This window comes from Leifsonia shinshuensis (assembly GCF_031456835.1).
GTDB lineage: Bacteria > Actinomycetota > Actinomycetes > Actinomycetales > Microbacteriaceae > Leifsonia > Leifsonia shinshuensis_C.
In genome coordinates this window covers 3547608-3571791 of record NZ_JAVDVK010000001.1, presented here as the reverse complement: position 1 = coordinate 3571791, position 24184 = coordinate 3547608, and the positions used below count along the sequence as shown (strand labels likewise).

Genomic DNA, 24184 nt, shown 5'->3' with positions numbered 1-24184 from the left:
GATCCTATGTCTGCGCAAAAACCACAGGCTAGAGGTGTGCTCGGTGCCGCCGGTGCCTTCATCGGCATGAGCGTCGTGGCCGGTCTTCTGGTCACCGCCGCCGTCACGCCCGCGATCGCGGTCACGGGGATGGCCGCGAACAACAGCATCGGCGTCTTCGAGGGGCTCCCGGAGTACCTCAACGTCGACCAGCTGGCCCAGCCGACCACCATCTACGCCAAGAACGGCGACCAGGATGTTCCGCTGGCGACCTTCTACTCCCAGAACCGCCTCCCGGTGGCGTTCAACCAGATCTCCCAGGCCGCGAAGGATGCGGCGATCGCGGGTGAGGACCCGCGCTTCTACAGCCACGGCGGTGTCGACATCCAGGGCACCGTCCGCGGTGTGCTCTCCACGGTCGCCGGCGGCGGCGTGCAGGGCGGTTCCTCGATCACCCAGCAGTACGTGAAGAACGTGCTGCTGCAGAAGTGCGAGGCGCTCCCGGTCAAGACCAAGGAGCAGAAGACCAAGTACCAGGAGTGCGTCACCGACTCCACGGGCGTCTCCCCCGACCGCAAGGTCAAGGAGATGAAGTACGCGATCGGGATCGAGAAGAAGTACACCAAGGACCAGATCCTGGTCGGGTACCTCAACATCGCCGGTTTCGGCGGAACGGTCTACGGCATCGAGGCCGCGGCCAAGTACTACTACAACACCACCGCCGCCGCGCTCACCCCCGCCCAGGCGGCCAGCCTGGTGGCGATCGTGAACGAGCCGACCAGCCTGAAGATCGACGACCCGGAGTCGAAGACCAACGGCGCTGCGAACGGCTACGCGAAGAACAAGGAGCGCCGCGACTACATCCTGGGCAAGATGTACCAGTACAAGCGGCTGACGAAGGCGCAGTACCAGGAAGCGGTCAAGACCCCGATCCAGCCGGTGATCACGCCGTCCGTGCGCGGCTGCCAGACGGCAGGCGGCTCCGCATACTTCTGCGACTACGTCCAGAAGACCATCCTGAACGACCCGACCTTCGGCGCCGACGAGGACACCCGCGCATCCAACTTCAACCGCGGCGGGTACAAGATCTACACGAGCCTCGACCTGCAGCTGCAGCAGGTGGCGGAGTCGACCATCCAGTCGTATGTGCCGGCGTCGTACTCGCGGGCGGACATCGGCGGCGTGCTCACCGGCGTCCAGCCGGGTACGGGCCGCGTGCTGTACATGGCCCAGAACAAGAAGTACAGCCAGGACCCGGATGTGCTGAACACCAGCACGGACTACTCCTCGGTCAACCTCGCCACCGACCAGAAGTACGGCGGCTCCGGCGGCTTCCAGGTCGGCTCGACGTACAAGGTCTTCACCCTCGCCGAGTGGCTCAAGCAGGGTCACTCGCTCAACGAGTCGGTGAACGCGAACATCCGCACCTACCGGTCGTTCAAGGACTCCTGCACCGGAGGCTGGGGCGGCACCTACACGCCGCAGAACGACTCGCCGGGTGAGACGGGCATCCGCAACGCCCAGAGCGCGACCACGCTCTCCATCAACACCGCCTTCATCTCGATGGCCAGCCAGCTGGACCTGTGCGAGATCAAGAAGGACGCGGAGGCGTTCGGAGTCCACACCGCCAAGGGCGAGCCGCTCGACACCAACCCGTCGGCCGTGCTCGGCACCAACTACATCGCGCCGCTCACCATGGCGACCGCCTTCGCGGGCATCGCGAACAACGGCATGACCTGCACGCCCATCGTCATCGACAAGATCGTGGATGCGAGCGGCAAGGACGTGAAGCCGCCCGCGAGCACCTGCACCCAGTCCGTGGACCCCGCGGTGGCCAACACCATGGCGAAGGCCCTCAAGGGCCCGCTGCAGGGCGGCGGAACGGCCTCGGGCATGAACACGACCGGCAAGGACATGCTGGGCAAGACCGGTACCACCGAGTACAACGACCAGCTGTGGCTCGTCGCGGCGACCACCAAGGTCGCGGGCGCGTACTGGGTCGGCAACATCCAGGGCCACGTGGACTTCCGCAAGGTCTTCCCGACGCACGGCACCTCCCCCGCGAGCGCCCGCGTCTCGGTCATGCGCACCATGATGAGCGCCGCGGTCGGCAAGTACGGCGGGGACGACTTCCCCACCCCGCCGAGCAAGCTGACGCAGGGCATCCAGGTCGCCGTGCCGGACCTCACCGGCAAGTCGCCCGACGAGGCGAAGTCCATCCTGACCGGCCTGGGTCTCGACTCGGCCGACGGAGGACCGCAGGATTCGGTCGCCCCGGCCGGGACCATCGCGTCGACCAACCCGCCCGCCGGGTCGCAGGTCGGCAAGGGCAGCGTCATCACGCTCTTCACCAGCAACGGCAGCCTCGTCGCCGTGCCGAACGTCGTCGGGCAGAAGTTCTCCGACGCCGCCGCGGCGCTGCAGGCGGCCGGATTCACCGCCAAGAGCGCGGGTGGGAACAACCCCAACGGCATCGTGCAGGCACAGGATCCGGCCGCCGGGACGCCCGCGAAGCCAGGAACAGCGGTGACCCTCGCGCTGGCCGCCGCTGGACCGAGCGCCCCGCCGAGCCCGGGCGCCGGCGGCTAGTGGCCGGCCGAGCTCTGCGCCCCGCGGCGTCCGTCCTGGCCCTTCTGGCCGGCGCGGGCGCCGCGGCGTTCGCCTACGGATCCCTCGTCGAGCGCCGCGCGTACGTGCTGCGCGAGGTCAGCGTGCCGGTACTGCCGGCCGGGGCTCAGCCCATCCGGGTGCTCCACCTCTCCGACCTGCACATGGCGCCGTGGCAGCGCGACAAGCAGGAGTGGATCCGCTCTCTGGCGCGTCTGAAGCCGGACCTGATCGTCGAGACCGGAGACGTGCTCGGTCACACCGACGGCCTCGAGGGCGTGCGTGCTGCCTACGCGGGCTTCCAGGGCATCCCGGGCGTCTTCGTGCACGGCTCGAACGACTACTTCGGCCCTCAGGCGAAGAACCCGCTCAAGTACTTCCTCGGTCCGTCGTCGAAGCGGAAGCCGCCGACGGCGGCTCGGCTCGATACGCCGGCCTTGACGGCGTTCTTCCGCGACCTGGGCTGGGTCGACCTGGACAACCGGGCCGCCGCGATGGAGGTGCGCGGCACGCACCTCGAGTTCTTCGGCGTGAACGACCCGCACATCCGGTACGACCGCGTGGAGGCCATCCCGGGCGCGCTCGACGAGCTGCGCGAGAACGATCCGTTCTCCGACGACAACACCTGGCCCGACCAGGGCCCGCGCTCGGAGCGCCAGGCGGTCACCATCGGGGTGACGCACTCCCCGTACCGCCGCGTGCTCGACGCGTTCGTGACCTACGGCGCCGCCATGATCTTCGCCGGGCACACGCACGGCGGCCAGGTCTGTCTGCCCGGCTTCGGCGCCCTGGTCACGAACTGCGACATCCCCCGCTCGCAAGCCAAGGGGCTGAGCGTGTGGCGTCACGCCTTCCGTTCCGCCTACCTGAACGTCTCGGCGGGACTCGGCACCTCGATCTACGCGCCGGTGCGCTTCGCGTGCCGTCCTGAGGCGACGCTGATCACCCTGACCGCGGCTCCCTAGCCCGTGTGCGGCCGGGGCCGTGGTCATGAGCACCGCCCGGCTCGTGTATCCTGGATGAGGCCTTCGGGCCACCGGGGTGTGGCGCAGCTTGGTAGCGCGCTTCGTTCGGGACGAAGAGGCCGCAGGTTCAAATCCTGTCACCCCGACGCGGTCATGAAGAAGGGCCCCGCCAAGCTCGCGCAGCGAGCAAGGCGGGGCCCTTCTTCATGCCCGCTCGCGGTGACTATTGGGGTCCCCGCGCGCGAGGGGCCCCAGGCGACGCCCCGCGCGAAGCGCGGAGCGGCGTCTGGGGTAGCGCGTGGGGCGCACCCCGCAGCTTCAGTGGAGAAGCCGAGAGGGTCGCCTTCCGCGCTCGCGTCAGCGGCGCCGAATGGCGCGGCGCAGAACGCCCCTCCTAAAACGCATCCGGCCGCGCGAACTCCCGCGTGGCCAACCGCGCCTGCGGGTCGATGTTCGCCCGGATCAACGGCAGCGTCCGCGCCACCGCCGTGTCGATCCGCGCACGCAGGTCTTCCGACCGGATCTCGTAGTCGGCGAAGTCGTTCTCGCTGGCGTAGATGCCGAGCGGCACGGTGAGCGACTGGAAGAACCCGAACAGCGGCCGCATCTGGTGCTCCACGAGCAGCGCATGCCGGTCGCTGCCGCCTGTCGCGGTCAGCACCACCGGCTTGTCGATGAGGGCGTACTGGCCGATGTGGTCGAAGAACAGCTTGAACAGCCCGGTGTAGGTGGCCCGGTAGGCCGGCGAGCCGACGACGAGGATGTCCGCGCCTTCCACCGCCTCCAGCGCCTCCGTGACGATGGGGCTGAGGCTGTTGCGGAACGGCCCCGCCCCGAGCTCCGGGAGCAGCGGAGCGAGCTGGATGGTGCGGGAGACCCCTCCCGCCGCTTCCGCGTAGGAGCGCGCGACGTCGTCCACCAGCACGGTGGTGCGCGACGGGTGGGTGGGGCTTCCGCTCACTCCGACCACGGTGAGTGTGCGCGACATGGGTTCCGCCTTTGCCTCGGGGTCCGGGTTGAGGCCCAACGGTACCTCGCGTGGACGGCCACCGCGCGGGTGGCCGTCACGGTCCGTCATGCGGCGGGGTACAGCTCCCGCACGATCTCGAGCGAGCGGATGCGTCCCTCCACGGTCGCGGCTCCGGACGACACCATCAGCTCGTCGGTCTGGGTGGAGGCGAGGAGCGAGTCCAGGCGCGCCTTCACCTCGTCCGGCGTGCCGACCGCCTGGCGTGCGTTGCGGGAGGCGATGAACTCCTCCTCGAGCGGCGTGAACTCGTGCGCGAGGGCCTCCTCGATGCTCACCGGCTCGGGCTTGAGGCCGCGGCGCAGGCGGAGGAAGGAGAGCTGGCCGGGCAGCGACTGCGCGCGTACGGTCTCCGGGTCGTCGTCGGAGACCACGTTGACCGCGATCATGGTGTGCGGCTCGGTGAGGATGTCGCTGGGCTCGAAGCGCGACCGGTACAGGTCGAGCGCCGCCTCGGTGTTCTCGCCGGCGAAGTGGTGGGCGAAGGCGAACGGCAGACCGAGTGCCGCGGCGACCTGGGCGCTGAAGCCGCTCGATCCGAGCAGCCAGACCTGCGGGGCGTCGCCCAGCCCGGGCACCGCCGTGATGCCATGCAGCGGGTTGGCGTCGCTCATCCCGCCGTAGAAAAAGCCGAAGAGGTCGAGGAGCTGCTGCGGGAAGTCGTCGACCCCGAGCCCCTCGGGGCTCCGCCGCAGGGCCATCGCCGTCGCGCCGTCGGTGCCGGGGGCCCGGCCGATGCCGAGGTCGATCCGGTCGCCGTAGAGGGCGCGCAGCGTGCCGAACTGCTCCGCCACGACGAGCGGTGCGTGGTTGGGCAGCATGACGCCGCCGCTGCCGACGCGGATGCGCTCGGTCGCGGCCGCCACGCCGGCGATCAGCACGGCCGGCGCGCTGGAGGCGATGGCCGGCATCCCGTGGTGCTCGGCGACCCAGAATCGCCCGTAGCCGAGGCGTTCGGCCGCCTGCGCGAGCCTCACCGTGCCGGCGACGGCGTCGGCGTTGGTGCCGCCCGCGGGACGGCTGGCGAGATCGAGGACGTTGAGGGGGATGCTGGTGGCGCTCACCCTGACACTAACGCGGGCCCGTGCACGCCGATTCCCGGCCGGTCCTCAGAGGTCCGGCCGGGAATCGGCGCAGGGGGCGATATGGGGGTCAGGACGTGGTCTTCACCTTGCGGATCCAGGCCACGAGCGCCAGGGCGATCAGGCCGAGGACGATCAGCGAGCCGCCCATCCAGGCCGCCCAGGTCGCGACGACCGAGCCGGTGTGGGCGAGGCCGTCACTGCTGCCGGGGTCGACCACCGTGCTCGCCGCGTCGGCGGGCAGGACCGTCAGGGTGGCGGGGCACTCGTGCCCGCTGGTCTGGCCGTGCCCGACCACGCTGTACGTGCCGGAAGCGCTCGCGGGGAGCGTCACCGACAGCACATCGCTGCCGTCCGCGTTGGCGTGCTTGACGAAGTGGAGGCTGCTGTCCGCCGTGGCGAACGAGGCCAGCTTGAAGGAGGCGCCGTTCTGGCCCGTGACGGTCCAGTCGATCGCCTCACCCGGCGACCAGGTGCCCGGGATGCAGATGAGGGTGGCGGAGCCACCTGACTCGACGACGCTGACGTCGAAGGAGCACTGTGCACCGTTGGTGTAGTCGACGGCATTCGCAGCCGCCGGTGCCGCTACCAGCAGCCCCGCGGTCACAGCGATCGCCGCCAGTATCTTCTTGAACATCGGCCCGCCCTTTCAATTGGCGCCCCGGCTCACGTCGGGAGTTGAGTAATACTCACTTTACGACCGAAGCGCACTGCACGACAATGGGGCGAACGGCGTTGCGTGCCCCCAAGACGGGGGTGGTCCCGTCGCCGGGGAGGGTCGGCGTGGTCACCACGTCGAGGTTGGCCGCGGTCTGGCCGGCGTTCAGGAACTGGACCGAGACCGTTCGGGACTCCCCGGGCGCGAGCTCCACGGTGAACAGGCTCACCGGGCGCGTGGCGTCGACCCCGGCGACCGTCGCGTAGTTGGTTCCGTCGCTCTGCGTCGCGGCGAGGAAGCCGCCCGCGGGACCGTAGACGGCGACCCGGGTGCGGATGTTCCCCGGCGTCACGCCGTACGACCCGCCGCCGGTCACGTACTTCGGGAGCGAGGTGCCCGCATCCGCCGGCGCCCGGTTGGTGAGGGTGACGCTGACCATCGTCGATGGCTTCCCGTCCGCCCGGCAGACGGCGGCACCCGCTGCCACGGAGGTGCCCAGGTAGTAGTCCATCTTGGAGCCGGTCGCATCGTTGAAGTAGACGCCGATGCCCGCGGCGGACAGGTCGGAGCGCGGCAGGCCCCCGGCGAGCGTGGTGCGCCCGAGAATCTTCTGATCCGAGCCGTGCTCGCTCCAGATGAGCACGCGGCGGGACTCCCCCGCCGCCGCCAGGGCGGTGACCAGCTTCTTGCCGTCCACCCCGCCGCCGGACAGCCGCGCGAAGACCGCACTGGCGGCGGACGCGAAGAAGCCGTCCTGCTGAGCGGGATCGCTGTAGCGCTGATAGACATCGCTGAGCAGCAGCTTGACCGCATTGTCGGACGTCAGCCGGTCGCCGGTCGGGAGCGTGACCGGGCCGGTCGCGGACAGGAGGCCGCTGAGCACGACGGGGTCGACGGCCACGACGCCGTCCACGGTGCCCCCGTAGGTCGTGGTCCACATCCGGGCAGCCGTCGCAGCGGCAAGCGGGAAGTGGGGCGTGAGATTGACGTCCTGCAGGTAGCGCCCCACCAAGGGGCCGTAAAGACCCTGGGTGCTGAGCGGCACGTCAGCGACAGGTGTCTCCCACGGGCCGATCGCCGTTCCGGCCGACTGGCGCTGCAGCGAGACCGCTCCCTTGTCCGCGTGAACGAGCGCGACGGCGCCGATGAGCCCGCCGGTCGAGCGCAGTTCTGCCGGATTCTGAGCGACCAGGAGGTAATCGCGCGGTCCCGCCGCTCCGAGCATCGAGGGCAGCAACCGCACGGTGTTGTTGAGCGCCTCGACATCCGGGGCCGCCCGGTCGAGCACATCGTGCAGACGGTCGATGCCGCCTGCGACCGGGCTCACGAGAGCGCCGGTCTCGATGGATGCGACGCTCGCCCGCGCGGCCGAGAAGGCGACAGCGGCCTTGGCCACCGCCGGCTGCGCCTTGATGATCGGATCGAGGTCGATGCGGCCGTTGGTCATGGCGAGGGCGCGGAGATCCACGGCACCGCCCGCCGCGACGAGTGGCTGCACGACCTTTGCCGCGATGGCGTCCGATGCTGCGGCAGCCTCGCGCACCGCGGTGAGGTTGGGACCGATCCACGGAACGGCCTCCGCGGTCACCCAGATGGGGTCGGAGGTCAGCGCGGCTGCATCGGCCGTGCGCCGGTGCAGTGCGTCAGCGGCCCGGGCCGCCGCGGGGATGTCTCCCGAGCCGATCGCCGTCTTCACGGTCTCGGCCGATGGGACGGCGTCGTTGAGCGCGCGCTGCGCGAGATAGCCGCGGACGCCGATCCAGACGATGGCGAAGAGCAGCACGAAAGCGATCGCCGCCAGCACCGTCGTGCCGACAGGATGGCGCAGTGGACGCCTCCGCCGGACGCTCGGCGGCGTCGGGGTTGCGGGACGCGGCGGCGCGTCCGGCACGGTCAGACCTGTCGCCATGCGACAAATCTAACAAATCCTCACTTTTTTGGCGGCCCCCAAATCGGGGTGGCGTCGTAAAGCGGCCTCAGCGTGTTTCCCGCCTCAGCGGCCGAGACCCCGGTACGTCCATCCGGCGGCCCGCCAGCGCTCGGGATCCAGCGAGTTCCGGCCGTCGATGACGACGCGCTGCGCGACCAGCTCGCCGACCGCCTCGGGGTCCAGCCCGGTGAACTCCGGCCACTCGGTGATCAGCAGCACGACGTCCGCATCCCGCACAGCCTCCTCCGCCGAATCCGCGAAGGTCAGCTGCGGAGCGCGGCGCCGCGCATTCTCCACGGCCTGCGGGTCGGTGGCCGTCACGATCGCCCCGGCGTCGGCGAGCCGCATGGCGATCTCGAGCGCCGGGGAGTCGCGGATGTCGTCCGAGTGCGGCTTGAACGCCAGGCCCAGCACACCGACGCGCACACCGTCGAGCCCGCCGGAGATCTCGCGCACCAGGTCGACGACGCGTGCGCGCCGCCGGAGGTTGATCTTGTCCACCTCGTCGAGGAACTGCACGGCCTCACCGCGGCCGAGCTCCCGTGCCCGGGCGCTGAAGGCGCGGATGTCCTTCGGCAGGCAGCCGCCGCCGAATCCGACGCCCGCATTGAGGAACCGGCGGCCGATGCGCGCGTCGTGCCCGATGGCGTCCGCGAGCTTCGTCACGTCGGCACCGGTCACCTCGGCGATCTCGGCCATCGCGTTGATGAAGGAGATCTTGGTGGCCAGGAAGGCGTTCGCCGACACCTTCACCAGCTCCGCGGTCGCGTAGTCGGTGACGATCACCGGCGTGCCGGCCGCCACGGCGGACGCGTAGACCTCGTCGAGAAGCCGCGCGGCCCGCTCGCCGCGCTCGCCCTCGGGCACGCCGTAGACCAGGCGGTCCGGGCTGACCGTGTCCTTCACGGCGAAGCCCTCGCGCAGGAACTCGGGGTTCCAGGCCAGGGTCGCGCCGGGCTGCTTCGCGGCCACCGATTCGGCCAGCCGGGCGGCCGTGCCCACGGGCACGGTGCTCTTGCCGACGATCAGGTCGCCGTCCTTGGCGTGCTCCAGCAGCGACGCGAAGGCGGCGTCCACGAAGCGCATGTCCGCTGCGTCGCCGTCGGCGACCTGCGGAGTCCCCACGGCGACGAAGTGGATGTCCGCCTCCCGGGCAGCGGCGAGGTCGGTCGTGAAGCGCAGGCGGCCGGACCGGGTCCCCTCCTCGAGCACCTCGGGCAGGCCCGGCTCGAAGAACGGTGCACGGCCCGCGGAGAGCGCGGCGATCTTGGCCTCGTCGACGTCGATGCCGACCACGTCGTGGCCGAGGTGAGCCATCGCGGCCGCATGAACGGCCCCGAGGTAGCCGCAGCCGATCACGGAGATTCTCATGGTGTCCGGTTCCTTCGAGTGGAGGGGGCGCCTAGGTGAAGTCCGGGTCCGGTTCGTCCACGTACGCGGGCGCCGCATCCACGGGCCAGTGCCTGCGGCCGTTGTTGAGCACGCCGCGGCTTTCCTGAAGGTAGCAGTTGCCGCACAACGATTCGTAGGAGACCGATGCGCCGTCGATGGCGACCTGGTCGCCGTCGAAGACGAAGACGCCGTCGATCTTGCGCGCGTTGAAGATCGCCTTGCGGCCGCAGCGGCAGATCGTCTTGAGCTCCTCCAGGCTGTGCGCCACCTCCAGCAGACGGCGGCTGCCGGGGAAGGCGACGGTCTGGAAGTCGGTGCGGATGCCGTACGCGAGCACGGGGACGCCGTCGAGCAGCGCGATCCGCAGCAGGTCGTCCACCTGCGCCTCGGTCAGGAACTGGGCCTCGTCGACCAGCAGGGCGCTGACGTCGGTGCCGAAGCGCTTGACGGTGCGCTCACGATGCCGCTGGAACGCGCCGTATGCGTCGGTCTCCGGGGCGATCAGGAAGTCGACCTCCCGGGTCACACCGAGCCGCGACAGGATGCCGAGGTCGCCTTTGGTGTCGATGGACGGCTTGGTGAGGAGGACACGATGGCCGCGCTCTTCGTAGTTGTAGGCGGCCTGGAGCATGGCCGTGCTCTTGCCGCTGTTCATCGCGCCGTAGCGGAAATACAGTTTTGCCACGAACCGATCCTATGCGGCGCGCGGCATGCATCGCCGTGACGCCACGTCAGGTGAGGTAGCCGTCCTCGGCCGCGCGGCGGATCAGGTCGGCGCGCGAGCTGGTGGGACGCCCGGCCTTTCCGTACTTCTCGCGGACGCGGCGGAGGTACGTCTTGGCCGTCTCGTACTGGACATTCATCGCCTGGGCGACCTCGGACGTCGTCCTGCCGTCGGCGTAGAGCACGAGCGCCTGGCGCTCCCCGTCGCTGAGCCGCGGCCGCGCTGTCTCCGGGATGAGCGGCTTCGGCCGCCATGCGGGCGGCGAGGACGCGGCGCGGCCGGCGCCGCGTCCGGCGGCGGACAGAGCGGCCGCGACCAGTTCGGCCATCGGCTGCGACTTGGTGATGTACGCGACCGCGCCGGCCCCGAGGGCGGCCTCGCGGTCCTCCGGGGTGTCGACGGCGCTCAGCACGACCACCTTCGCCCCGGCCGCGCGACAGGTGCGGACGCGCGCGCCGATGGACACGGACTCCTTCAGCTGCAGGTCCATGATGACGACGTCGGTGGGGAACGCGTCGCTGTGGACGAGCTCGAGCCAGCTGCCGGCGCGCACGACGAGGTCGAACTCGGGAGCGTTGCGCTCGATCCAGGAAGCCAGGCTGTCCAGCAGGATCTCGTGGTCGTCGAGGATGGCGAGACGGATCGGCGGCTCGGCATGGCCGGGAGAGCCGCCGGTCGCGGTGGGGTCGTGGTGTGCGGATGTCATCGGCGTCTCCCTCCAGGGTAGGGGAACCCGGCCTCCGGGTACGCGAACCGGACGACCACCTCGCCGCCGCGGACCCGCATGGTGGCGCGCATGACGACCGCGTTGAGCGAGCTGACGAACGGCAGCAGGTCGCGGCGCAGCTCACCCCGGTGGCCGTCGACCCGGGCTCGCAGCACGAAGACGGGATGCTCGGGATCGCGGGCGGTGATGCTGAGGGATGCGGGGTCGAGGCCCGGGAAGCCGGCGACGGTGGCGATCAGCGCGCCGACGATCGCCCGCTGGTCGGAGGTCAGAACGCGCTCGAGGCGGTCCGGGTCGTCCACCCGGTCGGAGCCTCCGGCGAGGGGGCGCCTCGACGCCGCCAGCCGGGATCCGAGCGCCAGCTCGATCGTGTCCTCGAGCCACGGGCTCGCCACCGCCCGCACCGAGTCGGCGCGCAGCCGTTCGGCGATCGCCCGGGCCGTCTGCGCGTCCTCCGGCGTCACGGTGCCGCGCTGGATGAGTCCCGTGAGGAACGGGACCGCCTCGGCGTTGAGCGATGTCATGCGCTCCTGCGCGACCATCCGCTCGGCCGCCTGCCGGAGCTCGCCCTCGAGCCGCGCCTGGCCGTCCCGCGCCACCTCGCGCCACCGCAGCGTCTCGCCGGTCAGCGTCCAGGCGTACCCGGCGCCACCCGCGGCCAGTGCCAGGATCGGCGTCGCTGCCACGGTGGCGTACACCAGCGGCGAGTTCGCGATGGTGACCGAGTCCTCGGCCGCCGCCAGCGCACCCAGCACCAGCGCCGCCACGACCGCCGAGCCGGCCACTTCGCCGACCGGGCGGTACAGCGGCATCAGCACGAGCAGCAGCGCCACGGCGATCTGGCCCCAGTCGTCCTGGATGCGGTCGTTGTGCCCCCACACGGACGCCGTGAACAGGCATGCGGCGGTGACGACGGTCGCGATGATGCAGAAGTGCGACCACCGGCCGAACGGAGCGAACGCGGGATGCGTGCGGATGGAGACCACCACCACCGCGATCAGGAGCACGACGAGAGCGAGCACCGCCAGGGCCGGGTCGTGGATCCCGCGCGCGTGGCCGATGGTCGAGAACACGGCGTACACGACCGCGACGGTGCCGAGGAGGGGAACCAGGAGCCAGGCGGACTGCGCGCCGAGGGGGTCGAGCCGCTGCGGGGTGCGTTCCACGACCACCGAGCGTGCCCCGACGATCGTGCGGGGGCTGAGCGCGGTCATGCGGCTCCGCCCTCCCCTGCCGCCGCCCGCGGTCCGGTCGGCACGGTCAGGATCACCGTCGTCCCCACATCCGTCGTCGAATAGATGTCGACCGTCCCGCCGACGCGCGCGATCCGCTCGTGCACCGACTGGCGGAGGCCGAGCCGGTCGGCGGTGGGACCGGTCACCGGGAAGCCGCTGCCGCCGTCCACCACCATGACCGACAGCGAACCGGACCCGGCGGAGAGCGCGACCTCCGCGGTCGGGCTGCCCGAGTGGCGCACCACGTTGACCAGGCACTGCCGCACGGCGAGACCCACCGCCCGGCGGACGTCCTCGTCGAGTCGCACGAACGATGCGCGGTCCCCCGAGATGTCGACGGTGAGGCCCTCGTCGCGGGCGTCCTCGATGGCGCGGTGGAGCTCGCTGTCGTACCAGGGGTCGGCACCCGGCACGGCTGCCCCGGTCGTGCCCTGGTCGGTGCCTGCCGCGACGGCCCCGGGCCCCGCTTCCGCCCCGGACACCCGGGTGCCGAGCCCGTGCAGATCGGCCTCGATGCGCTTGGTGAGGCGGGCGTCGAGAGGGCCGGGTCGGGCCCCGGCCACGGCGATCAGCTCGCTGAGCACCGTGTCATGGAGATCGGCGGTCGCCTCCGCCAGGATCTCGCGTCGCAGGTCGACGAGCCGGGCGTCGCGCACCGCCCGGTGCAGGGTGGTCTGCGCGCGCGACCGGGTGCCACGGGTCAACCCGTCGTAGGCGAGGATGCCGACGAGCAGCAGGTAGGCGCCGAGTGAGATCGCGTCGGGGACGTAGATGCGATCGGTCGTCGCGGCGCCGAGGATGACCGCGGCCTCGGCGAGCGCGAACCCGAGGGTCGCCCAGAGGATGCCCGCGAGCGCGCCTGTGCCCGTTCCGCCCACCAGCGTCATGGCGACGACGGGGAGGGCGACGACGAACAGGTTGGTGTCGCGGTAGGCGGGCGTGCTGGTGAACAGGGTGACGACGTAGAGGTAGGTGCAGACGGCGCCGACGAGCAGGTACGCGACCGTCAGCGCCGCGGTGCGCCCGCGAGCGAGGAGCAGGAGGAGCCCGGCCATCGGGACGAGGACGAGCAGGGTGATCCACGAGGAGGGACGGTCGGAGCCGACGAGGGTCGTGGCGACGTTCACCGCCGCCGCGGCGAGGCAGACCAGGCCGGCCCAGCGGGCGGCCGCGGCGAGGGCGCGCGAATTCGCCGGTCGTGCCAGATGGCTGGGCAGACCGAGCGACATGAGTCCCGCCCTTCCGGATCCGAGCGCGCCTCGGTCCCTCCGGGATTATGGCACCCCGAGTCGCGGGAGTGTACCCCGCGGTGTGTACCCCTCGCCCGGACGTCACCCGGCGGCGATCAGAACAGCGTCGGTTGCACCCCCAGGCCGGTCAAGGACGCGGACACCAGCGATGCCGCGTCCGGAGTCTCCGTCGCACCCCCCGCTCGCACCGCCGAGCCGACGGTCTGACGCTCCCCCTCGTCGTCGCGCATCATCCCGAGCGCACTCGACCGCACGCCGCCCGTCAGCGGATCCTCCTGTCCGCGCTCGAGTCCGTGCGAGCGGATCAGCGGCTTGATGCGTGCCGCCAGCCACTTCCGGTACTCCTGCGGCGCATAGGTGCCCCGCCCGTACATCTGCCGGTACCGCGGGAGCAGTTCGGGATGCTCGCGACCGAGCCAGAGGTAGAACCACTCCTTCACGCCCGGCTTCAAATGCAGCGCCGAATAGAGGACGGACGTTGCGCCCGCCTCCTTGGCCTGTTTGAGCGCCTCGTCGAGATGGGCCCGCGTGTCCGTCAGATACGGGATGATCGGCATCAGGAACACGCTGCAGTCGAGCCCGTGCTCGCGCACCGCCGTCACGGTCGCGAGGCGCGCCTTCGTGGTCGGAGTGCCGGGCTCGACGGACTGCTGCAGTTCGTCGTCGTAGACCGCGATCGACATCGCGAGGTCGACGGGGACGCGCCGGTTCGCCTCGGCGAGCCGGTCGAGGTCGCGCCGCAGCAACGAGCCCTTGGTCAGGATGCTGAAGGGCGTGCCACTGTCGGCCAGCGCGTCGATGATGCCCGGCATGAGCGAATAGCGGCCCTCGGCCCGCTGATACGGGTCGGTGTTGGTTCCGAGAGCGACCGGATGGTGGCCCCAGCCCGGCTTGGAGAGCTCTTTGCGAAGCACCTCCGCCACGTTGACCTTCACGATGATCTCGTTGTCGAAGTCCTTGCCCGAGTCGAGGTCGAGGTAGGTGTGGGTGGGCCGCGCGAAGCAGTACACGCACGCGTGCGAACAGCCGCGGTAGGGGTTGATGGTCCAGCCGAACGGCATCGGCCCTCCCCCGCCGGGGATGCGGTTGAGCGCCGACTTCGCCAGCACCTCGTGGAACGTGATGCCGGCGAAGTCGGGCGTGCGCACCGAGCGCACCAGATTGTTCAGCCGGGCGAGACCCGGCAGAGCGGACGGCTCATCGGCCGACAGCTCCTGACCACTCCAACGCATGCCTCCATTCGAACATATGTTCGAACCTTAAGCAAGGTGCACGACGTCGCCCGTCCATCCCGACCGCAGCCAGCGGTCGTGGCTGGCCACCACGACCGCTCCCGGGTACGCGCCCAGCGCCTCCTCCAACTCGGTGGCGAGGGAGAGCGACAGGTGGTTCGTCGGCTCGTCGAGCAGGAACAGGTGCGGCGGCCTGGCGACGATCAGCGCGAGCGCGAGCCGGCGCTGCTGCCCGACCGAGAGTGCGCCGACGGGCCGGTCGACGTCGCGCGGAGCGATGATCCCGAGCGACGTGAGCGGCACCGCCTCGGCCCTGCGCTCCCCCACCGACGCCTGGTAGATGCGGCGGGGGGTGGAGTTCGGGTCGGCGAACCGCACGTCTTGCTCCAGCAGAGCGATCCGCACGCCTCGGCGGCGTTGCACCGCGCCCGACTCGGGGTCGAGCCGGCCGGCGAGCACCGCGAGCAGGGTCGATTTGCCCGCTCCGTTGGCGCCCGTCACGAGGATGCGAGCATTCGCGGGCACGGCGAACTCCGCCATGCTCAGGCGGCCCGGGATACGGATCCCGCGGGCGTGCACCAGCACGCCCGCATCGTCCCCGAGCGCCTGGAACCCCGACGGGATCCCGGCGAACGCGAGGTGGGCAGGCGGCTTCGCCACCTGGGATCCACGCAGATCGTCCAGGCGGCCCTCGGCGTTCCGGATGCGGCGGCTGATCTGCCGATCGAGCGCGTTGCCCTTCACCGACTTCACGAACTTGTCGTTGTCGCGCACCTTCCCGGACCAGGCGATGGAGCGCGCGGTGACGTCGACGGCGTGCTTCAGCTCCTTGAGCTCCTGCTGCTCGTCGGCGAACTGCTTCTCCCAGCGCGCCCGCTCGGCCGCCTTCTCCGCGAGGTACGCGCTGTAGCCGCCGCCGAACACGGTGGTCCCGGAGCGTGCCGGGTCGAGGTCCAGGAGTCCGGTGGCCACGGCGTCGAGGAAGGCGCGGTCGTGGCTGGCGAAGATCACCGGCCCCGCCCATCCCTTCAGCTGACGCTCCAGGAACGCGGCGGCCTCGTCGTCCAGGTGGTTGGTCGGCTCGTCGAGCAGGAGGGCGTCCGGCCGGCCGAGCAGCAGCGCCGCCAGGGCGAACCGGCTGCGCTGGCCGCCGGAGACCTCGCTGAGCCGCCGGGCCAGCGGGATGTCGCCGACGCCGAGGCCGGCGAGCAGCTCGTCCCGCCGTGCGTCGACGCTCCAGAGCTCCGCCCGCTCGGCGGCCGCCAGCGCCGCGTCGTACCGAGCGGCGGCGGACGGGTCGTCGCCGCCGAGCGCGACCGCGGCTTCCTCGAGCTCGCGCTCGATGGCGCGGACGTCGGCGAGCGCGTGCTCGAGAAGGGCAGCCAGCGTCTCCCCCGGCTCGAAGCGGACCTCCTGCCAGAGGAAGCCGGTGCGCTCGGGACGTGACAGCACGCCGCTGTCGGGGGTCTCGTTGCCGGAGAGGACGCGGAGCAGCGTCGACTTGCCCGCTCCGTTCTCGCCGATCAGGCCGAGACGGTGTCCCGGCGCAACGGTGAGCGAGACGTCGGTGAGCACCCGGCGAACGCCGTAGACGACCGAGACGCCGTCGGCGCGCAGGGGTGCGAGAGTGATGGTTGGCATGGGAACCGCCTTTCCGGGCGCTCCGATGAGGAGCAGGTTCCCGCCGGGCGATCTCCGTCGTGAGGTGCGCCGGAGCGCCCAGGTGCCTGACCGGGCAGCGCGCTAGACCAGTGGGTCCTCAACTCACATCGACGGCGCCTCAGGCGCGGGACGTCAGGAGATTCTCACTTCATAGCGGGGACGACGATAACAGGCCGCCCACGCGTTTGTCCAGCGTTCGACGCCGGTGCGTGCGCCTGTTACTGCTGCAGGTGCAGGGTCTCCGCCGTCGTGGCCAGCACCCGCTGCGCCTCCTCGGGGCGGTCGTTCAGCGTCGAGCCGACCGTGGGGATGAGCTCCTTGATCGTCGGCAGCCAGCCGGCGAACCGGTCCGGGAAGCAGTGCTTGAGCAGGTCGACCATGATCGGCACGGCGGTGGATGCGCCCGGCGAGGCGCCGAGCAGGCCCGCGATGGAGCCGTCCTCCGCGGCGACGACCTCGGTTCCGAACTGGAGCACGCCGCCCTTCTTCGGGTCCTTCTTCATGACCTGCACGCGCTGGCCGGCGGTGATCAGCTCCCAGTCCTTGCCGTCGGCCGTCGGCATGAACTCCTGCAGCGCCTTGAGCTTCTTGGCCCGGGAGGCGAGCAGCTCGCCGACCAGGTACTTGATGAGGTCGAAGTTGTCGCGAGCCACGGCCAGCATCGGGCCGAGATTGCCGGGGCGCACGGAGCCGGGCAGGTCGAACCACGAACCGGTCTTCAGGAACTTCGGGCTGAACCCGGCGTACGGGCCGAAGAGCAGCGAGGCCTGTCCGTCGACGACGCGGGTGTCGAGGTGCGGCACGGACATCGGCGGGGCGCCGACGGCGGCCTTGCCGTACACCTTCGCCTGGTGCTGCGCCACGATCTTCGGATCGGTGGTGCGCAGGAACTGACCGGAGATCGGGAACCCGCCGAAACCCTTGATCTCGGGGATGCCCGACTTCTGCAGCAGGTGGAGCGCACCGCCGCCGGCGCCGACGAAGACGAAGCGGGCGGTGGCGACGTGCGAGGTGCGACCGACGTCGTGGCGCACGCGGAGGCGCCACAGGCCGTCCTTGGTGCGCTTGATGCCGCGCACGCTGTGGTTGAGCGCCAGCTCCGCGCCGTTCTCGACCAGGTTGTCGATGAGCGCGCGCGTGAGCGCGCCGAAGTCGACGTCGGTGCCGGAGGTCTGGCGGGTGGCGGCGATGCGCTGCTTCGTGCTGCGCTTCTTAGTCAGCAGCGGGGTCCACTGGCCGATCACGGCCGGGTCCTCCGAGTACTCCATGCCGGCGAACAGCGGCTGGTCCTTGAGCGCCTCGTAGCGCTTGCGCAGGTAGCGAACGTTGTCGCGGCCGCGGACGAACGTCATGTGCGGCGTCGAGTTGATGAATGTGTTCGGCTCGGGCAGATCCCCGGCCTCCACCAGGCTCGCCCAGAACTGCCGGCTGAGCTGGAACTGCTCATTGATGCTGATCGCCTTAGCGGGGTCGACGGTGCCGTCGGACGCCTCGGGCATGTAGTTGAGCTCGCAGAGGGCGGCGTGACCGGTGCCGGCGTTGTTCCACGGGTTCGACGACTCCTGGGCCACTTCGCCCAGGCGTTCGTAGATCCGGATGCTCCAGTCGGGCTGCACGCGCTGGATCATGGCCCCCAGCGTGGCACTCATGATGCCGCCGCCGATGAGGACGACGTCGATGGGAGAATTGCTCACCCGTCAATCCTATGATGCGGGCACGCCGGACCCACCCCGCGGGTGCCCCCGATCTCTCGATATCGAGACATCGGGGGCCGCGGAGACGGGCCGGGAGTCAGACCGTGACGGGGTTGCCGAGGCGCTCGGCGACGAGCTCCGCGATCTGCACGGCGTTGAGCGCCGCGCCCTTGCGCAGGTTGTCGTTGCTCACGAAGAGTGCGATGCCGCGTCCCTGCGGGGCGCCCTCGTCGGCGCGGATGCGGCCTACGAAGCTGGGGTCGCTGCCCGCGGCCTGCAGCGGGGTCGGCACATCCGTCAGCTGAACGCCGGGGGCATCGGCGAGCAGCTCGGCCACGCGCTCCGGGCTGATCGGACGGGCGAACTCGGCGTTGATCGACAGCGAGTGGCCGGTGAAGACGGGGACGCGCACGCACGTGCCGCTGACCAGGAGCTCCGGCACGCCGAGGATCTTGCGCGACTCGTTGCGCAGCTTCTTCTCCTCGTCGGTCTCGTTCAGGCCGTCGTCGACGATGGAGCCGGCGAGCGGGATGACGTCGAACGCGATCGGGCGCACGTACTTGACCGGGTCGGGCATCGTCACGGCGGAGCCGTCGTGCACCAGGTCGAGCAGGTGCTCGTCGGCGACGGCGGCGCGCGCCTGCTCCGCCAGCTCCTCGGCGCCGGCGAGGCCGGAGCCGGAGACGGCCTGGTAGGTGCTGACCACGAGACGGGTCAGGCCGGCCTCGTCGTGCAGCGGCTTCAGGACGGGCATGGCCGCCATGGTGGTGCAGTTGGGGTTCGCGATGATGCCCTTGCGCGCCTCGGCGATGGCGTCGGGATTGACCTCCGAGACGACGAGCGGGACATCCGGGTCCATGCGCCAGCCGCTCGAGTTGTCGATCACGATCGCACCGGCCTCCGCGAAGCGGGGGGCGTGGGCCTTCGACCCGGTGGCTCCGGCCGAGAACAGGGCGATGTCGATGCCGGAGACGTCGGCCGTGGCGACATCCTCGACGGTGATCTCCTGGCCCTTGAACGGCAGCGTGGTGCCGGCCGAACGGGAGGAGGCGAAGAAGCGGATGCTCTTCACCGGGAAGTCGCGCTCCTCGAGCAGGCGGCGCATGACCGCGCCCACCTGGCCGGTCGCGCCGACGACGGCGATGTCGAAGCCCGTGCTGTCGGTATCGGTGAACTCGCTCATGTCAGCCCCTTCGGGTCGTTTGTGGAGTCAATGCCACGGTCGGCGCGGCTATTCCCTCCGGGTGGATCTGCGGTGGTCGTCTTCGGGTCAGCGGCCGGTGCCGGCGTAGACGATGGCCTTCTCGTCGCCGTCGAGGCCGAAGGCGGTGTGCACGACGCGAGCCGCCTCGGCGACCGTGTCGGCGCGCGTCACGACTGAGATGCGGATCTCGCTGGTGGAGATCATCTCGATGTTGATGCCGGCGTCGTACAGGGCCTCGAACAGCTTCGCCGAGACTCCGGAGTTGGTGCGCATCCCGGCGCCGACGAGGGCCAGCTTGCCGATCTGGTCGTCGTACTGGAGCGACTGGTAGCCGACCTCGTCGCGCTCCGCGGTGAGGGCGGTGAGCACGCGCTGGCCCTCCGACTTGGGCAGCGTGAAGGAGATGTCGGTGAGGCTGGTCGCCGCGGCGGACACGTTCTGCACGATCATGTCGACGTTGGCGTTGGCCTTCGCGACGATCTTGAAGATCTGCGCGGCCTTGCCCGGCACGTCCGGAACGCCGACGACGGTGATCTTGGCCTCGCTCAGGTCGGTGGCGACGCCGGAGATGATGGGCTCTTCCACGGTTCCATCCTTCTGGGCGGCTTCGGCCGCCGCTGCTTCGTTGAGGACGTAGGTGCCCTCCTTGTTCGAGAACGACGAGCGCACGTGCAGCGTCACGTTGTGCCGGCGCGCATACTCCACGGCGCGGATGTGCAGCACCTTGGCGCCCGCGGCGGCGAGCTCGAGCATCTCCTCGCTGGTGATGCGGTCGATCTTGCGGGCCAGCGGCACCTGCCGCGGGTCGGAGGTGAAGATCCCGTCGACGTCGGTGTAGATCTCGCACACCTCCGCCTGGAGCGCGGCGGCGAGAGCGACCGCGGTCGTGTCCGAGCCGCCCCGGCCGAGGGTCGTGATGTCGCGGGATTCGCGGCTGAAGCCCTGGAAGCCGGCGACGATCGCGATGGCGCCCTCGCTCAGCGCATCCTGGATGCGGCCGGGCGTGACGTCGACGATGCGCGCGGCACCGTGCTGGGCGTCGGTGATCATGCCGGCCTGGCTGCCGGTGAACGACCGGGCGTCGTATCCCATGCTCTTGATGGCCATCGCGAGCAGCGCCATCGAGATGCGCTCGCCCGCGGTGAGGAGCATGTCGAGTTCGCGCGGCTCGGGGATCGGGGTGACCTCGTGCGCCAGATCGATGAGCTCGTCGGTGGTGTCGCCCATGGCCGAGACCGCCACGACGACCTCGTTGCCCGCCTTGCGCGTCTCGACGATGCGCTTCGCGACGCGCTTGATGCTCTCAGCGGTCGCGACGGACGATCCGCCGAACTTCTGGACGATGAGGGCCACAGACACTCCTGAACTCACGGGTTTCCCATCCTACCGGCCGCGATATGTCGGTTCCCTTATGTGACAGCGCCTGTGGACAACCCGCCTCCTGTGGACGATGATGCCCCGCTCACGGCGCGAAGCCGGTGAAGATTTGTGCCAAATCGTGGGAAAGGCCGCCCGATAACCGCGATTTGTGCCAAATCGTGGAAGCGGGTGGTGGGCGGGTCAGGAGACCTGGCGGCGGCCCTCGAACGCGCGGCCCAGGGTGACCTCGTCGGCGTACTCCAGGTCGCCTCCGACGGGGAGGCCGGAGGCCAGGCGGGTGACCCGGATCTCGAGCGTCGTGAGCAGGCGGCTGAGGTAGGTGGCGGTCGCCTCGCCCTCGAGATTCGGGTCGGTCGCGATGATGACCTCCTGAACCGTGCCGTCGGCCAGGCGCTGCATGAGCTGGCGGATGCGGAGGTCGTCCGGTCCGACGCCGTCGATCGGGCTGATCGCCCCGCCGAGCACGTGGTACAGCCCGCGGAACTCGCGGGTGCGCTCGATCGCGACGACGTCCTTCGCCTCCTCCACGACGCAGATCAGCGTCGGCGTGCGGCGCGGGTCGCGGCAGATCGAGCAGGTCTCCTGCTCGGACACGTTGCCGCAGATCTCGCAGAACCGGACCTTGTCGCGCACCTCGAGCAGCACCTCCGCCAGCCGGGTGACGTCGAACGTCTCGGTCTGCAGGATGTGGAACGCGATGCGCTGGGCGGACTTCGGGCCGATGCCCGGCAGCCGCCCGAGCTCGTCGATCAGCTCCTGGACGATGCCTTCGTACACCGGTTACCTCATCCCCGGGGTCGGAGGCGCGGGCTGCTCCTCGATGAAGGTGGCGCCGAGGATCTCGCGCACCACCGCCTCGCCGTAGCGCTGCGGCTGCTGGAAGGTCGGGGTGCGCGACCCCGCGGCGGGGGCCGAGGCCGGGCGCGCGCCGCGGGCGCCGGCGGCGGAGCGGTCCGCGGAGGACGGCGACGCAGGAGCGGAGGGCGACGAGGCGGGCGGCGCGGCGGCAGCCGGGCCGGCGGACGGCGTCGCGCCGGGCGTCGGGGCGGCGGCCCAGTCGCCGGCGGGCTCCTCCGGCACCGGCGGTTCGAACGGCGGCTCGGTCTCCGGCGGCGGGACGTCGTCGAAGGGTGGCTCGTCGGCGGACGGCGCACGGGTGGGCGCGACGGCGGGCGTCGGCGTCGTCGTCGCAGCCGGAGCGGGGGCGACGACCGCGGGTGCGGCGGCCGGCGCGGGGCGCTCGAGCGTCACGACGGCCGCGGTCGTCGCGATGGCCGTCTGCGCCTCGTCGGCGGCCGACGACGGGATGGCGACCGTCGCCCACTCGGTGACGACGGCGGCCTCGACCGGGGCGGACCCGGCGGCGGAAGCCGGAGTCGCGACCGAAGGAGTCGCGACCGAAGGAGTCGCGGCCGCAGGCGCCGCGGCCGCGCGATCCGCACCGCGCGACGGGGCGGAGCCGGACGCGGCACGAGCGGCTCCCGCGGGCGCAGGTGCGGCGGTGGGAGTACCGGACGGCGCAGGCGCAGCCGACGACGGCGCGGCGGCCGGCGCCGCTGCGTCGGCGCCCGGCCAGGTCTCGGCGGTCGGAGCGGAGGGCGCACCGGCAGACGGACGCGGCGAACCGCCGGATCCCGGAGCCGAGTCGGCGCGCGCGATGAACTTGACGCGGATGCCGAGCACCTCGACGATCGCCTGGCGCAGGTACTCGCTGACACCGGGCGCTCCGCCCGCGTCGGGCTGCCGGAAGCTCTGCACGTCGTTGTCGCTCGGGAACGACAGCGTGAGCACGTCGTCGTTGAGCGAGCGCACCTGAGCGGTGAAGACGACCATCCACGCGCTGCGCTTGGCCTTCTGGACGGCGTCGAGGATCTGCGGCCACGAGTCCTTGACCTGCTGCGTGGTCACCGGCCCGACCGGCGCGGCGGCGGCGCGTGCGGCCTCCGCGGCGCGGACGACGTCGGCGGTCGCTGCCGGCTCGGAATCGCGTGATGTGTCGGACCCCGCACCCTCTGCGGGACCGGCGTTCGGCGCGGTTGCAGCGGGCGAAGGCGCATCGGCAGCCGGCGCGACGGCAGGCGCGCTCGCACGCTCGGCCGCGGCGGCAGGCTCTGCGGGAGCAGCCGGAGCAGACGGAGCGGCCGCTGCCGGCCGTGCGGCGGCCGGACGCTCCGGCGCCCGCGCAGGGACCGCGCGCTCGGCGGGCGCAGCCGCCCGCTCGGCGCGCTCCACACCCGCCGCACGCTCGGCGCCGACCGCGTCGCTGACGCCGACCCGGCGCTCCAGCCGCTCGACGCGGGCTAGCGCGCCGCGCTCGCTCTCGTCGCTCGACGGGACGAGCACGCGGGCGATCATGAGTTCGAGGTGGAGGCGCGGCGACGTGGCGCCGGTCATCTCCGTGAGGGCGGCGTTGACGATGTCGGCCGAACGGCTCAGCTCGGCGGCGCCGAACTTCATGGCCTGCACGCCCATCCGGTCGAGCTCGTCCTGCGGGACCCCGCGCAGCACCGCCGCGGCCCCTTCGACGCTGGTCGCCGCCACGACGATGAGGTCGCGCAGCCGCTCGAGCAGGTCTTCGACGAAGCGCCGCGGGTCCTGTCCGGTCTGGATGACGCGGTCGACCGCCGCGAACGCGCCCGCTGCATCCCGTGCCGCGATCGCGTCGATGACCTCGTCGAGCAGGGCGGCGTGGGTATAGCCGAGGAGGGCGACCGCACGCTCGTACTCGATCGCGCTGCCCTCGGAGCCGGCCATCAGTTGGTCGAGAAGCGACAGGGTGTCGCGGGGCGAGCCGCCGCCCGCGCGGACGACGAGCGGGAGCACTCCGGGCGCGACCGTCATGCCCTCGCTGTCGCACAGGCTCTGCACGTACTCGAGCATCTGCGCGGGGGGCACCAGCCGGAACGGGTAGTGGTGGGTGCGCGACCGGATGGTGCCGATCACCTTCTCGGGCTCGGTGGTCGCGAAGATGAACTTCACGTGCTCCGGCGGCTCCTCCACGATCTTGAGCAGAGCGTTGAAGCCCTGCGGCGTGACCATGTGCGCCTCGTCGAGGATGAAGATCTTGTAGCGGTCGCGGGCCGGGGCGAAGATCGCCCGCTCGCGGATGTCGCGCGCGTCGTCGACGCCGTTGTGGCTGGCCGCGTCGATCTCGACGACGTCGAGCGAGCCCCCGCCGTCGCGGCTGAGCTCGATGCAGCTCGCGCACTTCCCGCAGGGGGTGTCGGTCGGGCCCTCGGCGCAGTTGAGGCAGCGCGCCAGGATGCGGGCGGACGTCGTCTTGCCGCAGCCGCGCGGACCCGAGAAAAGATAGGCGTGGTTGACCCGATTGGTGCGCAGCGCGGTCATCAGCGGCTCCGTCACCTGGGACTGGCCGATCATCTCGGCGAAGGTGTCGGGCCGATAGCGGCGATACAGGGCGGTTACCACTCACACA

18 protein-coding genes and 1 tRNA gene are annotated in these 24184 nt (G+C 71.1%); 3 read left to right on the top strand and 16 right to left on the bottom strand.

Annotation, left to right across the window (positions count from 1 at the left end; translation table 11 throughout):
• Positions 1-36 precede the first annotated feature (36 nt).
• The 3 genes from J2W45_RS17455 (at position 37) to J2W45_RS17445 (ending at position 3697) form a co-directional block, all read left to right on the top strand.
• On the top strand, positions 37-2568 hold the full coding sequence (locus J2W45_RS17455; RefSeq protein ID WP_310134429.1) for a transglycosylase domain-containing protein: 2532 nt from the start codon (positions 37-39) through the stop codon (positions 2566-2568).
• Positions 2568-3551 carry a metallophosphoesterase gene (locus J2W45_RS17450; protein WP_310134426.1) on the top strand — a complete coding sequence of 328 codons (984 nt, stop codon included), beginning with the start codon at positions 2568-2570 and terminating at the stop codon, positions 3549-3551. Before J2W45_RS17455 ends, J2W45_RS17450 begins: the two co-directional genes overlap by 1 nt.
• 72 nt (positions 3552-3623) lie before the next feature.
• Positions 3624-3697, top strand: a tRNA-Pro gene (locus tag J2W45_RS17445).
• Positions 3698-3945: 248 nt separating this feature from the next.
• Here the strand turns inward: J2W45_RS17445 and msuE are convergent.
• The 16 genes from msuE to J2W45_RS17365 form a co-directional block, all read right to left on the bottom strand.
• Complete coding sequence (msuE, locus tag J2W45_RS17440; RefSeq protein ID WP_310134423.1) at positions 3946-4539, bottom strand: FMN reductase; 594 nt, start codon at positions 4537-4539, stop codon at positions 3946-3948.
• 86 nt (positions 4540-4625) lie between these two features.
• Positions 4626-5642, bottom strand: a complete 1017-nt coding sequence (locus J2W45_RS17435; RefSeq protein ID WP_310134420.1) for an LLM class flavin-dependent oxidoreductase — start codon at positions 5640-5642, stop codon at positions 4626-4628.
• Positions 5643-5730: 88 nt separating this feature from the next.
• Positions 5731-6297, bottom strand: coding sequence for a hypothetical protein (locus J2W45_RS17430; protein WP_310134416.1), 567 nt, complete (start codon positions 6295-6297; stop codon positions 5731-5733).
• A 52-nt stretch (positions 6298-6349) separates the two neighbouring features.
• Positions 6350-8227 carry a DUF4012 domain-containing protein gene (locus J2W45_RS17425; RefSeq protein ID WP_310134414.1) on the bottom strand — a complete coding sequence of 626 codons (1878 nt, stop codon included), beginning with the start codon at positions 8225-8227 and terminating at the stop codon, positions 6350-6352.
• A gap of 84 nt (positions 8228-8311) precedes the next feature.
• Entirely contained in the window at positions 8312-9619 is a 1308-nt protein-coding gene (locus J2W45_RS17420) for a UDP-glucose dehydrogenase family protein (protein ID WP_310134412.1), read from the bottom strand.
• A 31-nt stretch (positions 9620-9650) separates the two neighbouring features.
• Positions 9651-10325, bottom strand: coding sequence for a thymidine kinase (locus J2W45_RS17415; RefSeq protein WP_310134410.1), 675 nt, complete (start codon positions 10323-10325; stop codon positions 9651-9653).
• Positions 10326-10371: 46 nt separating this feature from the next.
• Positions 10372-11070 carry a response regulator transcription factor gene (locus J2W45_RS17410; RefSeq protein ID WP_310134408.1) on the bottom strand — a complete coding sequence of 233 codons (699 nt, stop codon included), beginning with the start codon at positions 11068-11070 and terminating at the stop codon, positions 10372-10374.
• Entirely contained in the window at positions 11067-12305 is a 1239-nt protein-coding gene (locus J2W45_RS17405) for a hypothetical protein (protein ID WP_310134406.1), read from the bottom strand. Before J2W45_RS17405 ends, J2W45_RS17410 begins: the two co-directional genes overlap by 4 nt.
• Positions 12302-13555, bottom strand: coding sequence for a sensor histidine kinase (locus J2W45_RS17400; RefSeq protein ID WP_310134404.1), 1254 nt, complete (start codon positions 13553-13555; stop codon positions 12302-12304). Before J2W45_RS17400 ends, J2W45_RS17405 begins: the two co-directional genes overlap by 4 nt.
• 116 nt (positions 13556-13671) lie before the next feature.
• Positions 13672-14808, bottom strand: a complete 1137-nt coding sequence (locus J2W45_RS17395; protein WP_310134401.1) for an Rv2578c family radical SAM protein — start codon at positions 14806-14808, stop codon at positions 13672-13674.
• Between the two features lie 27 nt (positions 14809-14835).
• The gene (locus J2W45_RS17390; protein WP_310134399.1) at positions 14836-16449 is read right to left on the bottom strand and encodes an ABC-F family ATP-binding cassette domain-containing protein; all 1614 of its coding nucleotides are present in this window, start codon (positions 16447-16449) and stop codon (positions 14836-14838) included.
• A 239-nt stretch (positions 16450-16688) separates the two neighbouring features.
• Positions 16689-18164 carry a malate:quinone oxidoreductase gene (locus J2W45_RS17385; RefSeq protein ID WP_310134397.1) on the bottom strand — a complete coding sequence of 492 codons (1476 nt, stop codon included), beginning with the start codon at positions 18162-18164 and terminating at the stop codon, positions 16689-16691.
• Between the two features lie 97 nt (positions 18165-18261).
• Entirely contained in the window at positions 18262-19347 is a 1086-nt protein-coding gene (locus J2W45_RS17380; RefSeq protein WP_310134395.1) for an aspartate-semialdehyde dehydrogenase, read from the bottom strand.
• Between the two features lie 87 nt (positions 19348-19434).
• Positions 19435-20721, bottom strand: coding sequence for an aspartate kinase (locus tag J2W45_RS17375; RefSeq protein ID WP_310135079.1), 1287 nt, complete (start codon positions 20719-20721; stop codon positions 19435-19437).
• Positions 20722-20928: 207 nt separating this feature from the next.
• Complete coding sequence (gene recR / locus J2W45_RS17370) at positions 20929-21525, bottom strand: recombination mediator RecR (RefSeq protein WP_310134393.1); 597 nt, start codon at positions 21523-21525, stop codon at positions 20929-20931.
• 3 nt (positions 21526-21528) lie between these two features.
• On the bottom strand, positions 21529-24177 hold the full coding sequence (locus tag J2W45_RS17365) for a DNA polymerase III subunit gamma and tau (RefSeq protein WP_310134392.1): 2649 nt from the start codon (positions 24175-24177) through the stop codon (positions 21529-21531).
• Between the last annotated feature and the right edge of the window lie 7 nt (positions 24178-24184).

Coding starts and splice junctions, on each gene's coding strand:
- J2W45_RS17380 (WP_310134395.1), bottom strand. CDS start 19,347: ATGAGCGAGTTCACCGATACCGACAGCACGGGCTTCGACATCGCCGTC.
- J2W45_RS17425 (WP_310134414.1), bottom strand. CDS start 8,227: ATGGCGACAGGTCTGACCGTGCCGGACGCGCCGCCGCGTCCCGCAACC.
- msuE (WP_310134423.1), bottom strand. CDS start 4,539: ATGTCGCGCACACTCACCGTGGTCGGAGTGAGCGGAAGCCCCACCCAC.
- J2W45_RS17395 (WP_310134401.1), bottom strand. CDS start 14,808: ATGCGTTGGAGTGGTCAGGAGCTGTCGGCCGATGAGCCGTCCGCTCTG.
- J2W45_RS17430 (WP_310134416.1), bottom strand. CDS start 6,297: ATGTTCAAGAAGATACTGGCGGCGATCGCTGTGACCGCGGGGCTGCTG.
- J2W45_RS17390 (WP_310134399.1), bottom strand. CDS start 16,449: ATGCCAACCATCACTCTCGCACCCCTGCGCGCCGACGGCGTCTCGGTC.
- J2W45_RS17410 (WP_310134408.1), bottom strand. CDS start 11,070: ATGACATCCGCACACCACGACCCCACCGCGACCGGCGGCTCTCCCGGC.
- J2W45_RS17400 (WP_310134404.1), bottom strand. CDS start 13,555: ATGTCGCTCGGTCTGCCCAGCCATCTGGCACGACCGGCGAATTCGCGC.
- J2W45_RS17420 (WP_310134412.1), bottom strand. CDS start 9,619: ATGAGAATCTCCGTGATCGGCTGCGGCTACCTCGGGGCCGTTCATGCG.
- J2W45_RS17405 (WP_310134406.1), bottom strand. CDS start 12,305: ATGACCGCGCTCAGCCCCCGCACGATCGTCGGGGCACGCTCGGTGGTC.